Genomic DNA, 506 nt, shown 5'->3' with positions numbered 1-506 from the left:
CTTAAGAGACTGTATACCGCTGTTCCTTTTGAATATTCTTTCGCGTACGTTTGTAAATTTTGATTAAATTGATTTAAAATTGGAACCGCTAACGATACAATTTCTGGATTACTCGAGGCATTTCCAATTAAATTTCCATAAGCTTTCACAACTCGATCTTGTTCTATTGTTCCAAGTCGAAAAGCTGGATTGTTTGCGATTGCTTGTAAAGCAGGTAAGCAGGTATCATGAAACGTACGCTCATTGAGATAAGCAAGCTCTTTATAGTAATAGCCTAAATAGAATCCGGAGCGCAATACTTCCACGAACGTCTCTATTCCATTTGAATTGGTTGTGGTATACGTCGCGCCTCTTTTTGCTAATGCTTGAATTAAAAATTGCACACGATTTTGATCTTGATAGAATGCGAGAGAGTCTGCATTAAATTGAAATAAATCCGTAATGTCACTCCAACGTATGGTCGAAAGTACTTGTACGAGATTTTCATAGCTAAGTGCTTGTAATTG

Annotated in this window: 1 protein-coding gene; it reads right to left on the bottom strand. The window is 36.8% G+C overall.

Annotation, left to right across the window (positions count from 1 at the left end; all coding sequences use genetic code 11):
- A partial coding sequence (locus F1615_RS35500) for a M9 family metallopeptidase N-terminal domain-containing protein (RefSeq protein WP_208818487.1) occupies window positions 1–506 on the bottom strand: 506 nt, incomplete at both ends.

The sequence above is a fragment of the Streptomyces marokkonensis genome (genome assembly GCF_008312835.1).
GTDB classification, from domain to species: domain Bacteria; phylum Actinomycetota; class Actinomycetes; order Streptomycetales; family Streptomycetaceae; genus Streptomyces; species Streptomyces marokkonensis_A.
This window is presented reverse-complemented; position numbering and strand designations above follow the sequence as displayed.